The following is a 646-nucleotide window of genomic DNA, read 5'->3' as shown; positions in this document are numbered from 1 at the left end:
GGACGAAGAATGTTCGTAAAAATCGCAGAGACGAGCTAGGGGCAACGACCAACATTCTCAGTGAGTCAGATAGTCAAGATGTTAGCGGTAACTCCCAAACGCCACTTCCTGCTAGTAGGAAAGTCCATGTGTTGCCTAGAGGAAGAAAGCGTCAAACGGGTGAGGATAAAGAATGAGAATCGAAAAAGCAGCCTACCAAAATGCAATTTTGCCTGAGCATCAAGGTAATCCGTTAATCGAAGCCTTACCGCCAAAGAAAGGTTGGGAAGAGTTGATGATCGCATTTAGTCACTATCCTGATTATGCAGAGCATATTTGTCAGCATCCAGATCCGCTTGTTCGAGAGGAATACCTTAGTCGAATAAAAGAGCTGCGCCAGCCATTACATGACTACTATGAGTGCTTCAGAGCGGTTGAGCGGGCAATTAAAAATGGTTATTCATCGAAGAGTCCTTTTAGTCCGACAACCGCTCAATATCTTCACTATTTAGTCGATGAGCGTCCTGATATTGAGCCTAGAACGGGTTTTTTCCAACCAAGAGGCGATGGATTAACTCTTATCGGAGAAAGTGGAGTGGGTAAAACAAGTATGCTTGAACAGATACTCAACTACTTTCCTAATGTTATTGAGCATGAATCATATAAC

At 43.3% G+C, this 646-nt stretch carries 1 pseudogene; it reads left to right on the top strand.

The features are described from left to right. Positions 1–172: 172 nt before the first annotated feature. Positions 173–646: pseudogene (locus AB4486_RS25120) on the top strand (ATP-binding protein); the annotation flags it as partial.

Source organism: Vibrio sp. 10N.222.55.C6, from assembly GCF_041473395.1.
GTDB classification, from domain to species: domain Bacteria; phylum Pseudomonadota; class Gammaproteobacteria; order Enterobacterales; family Vibrionaceae; genus Vibrio; species Vibrio crassostreae_C.
This window is presented reverse-complemented; position numbering and strand designations above follow the sequence as displayed.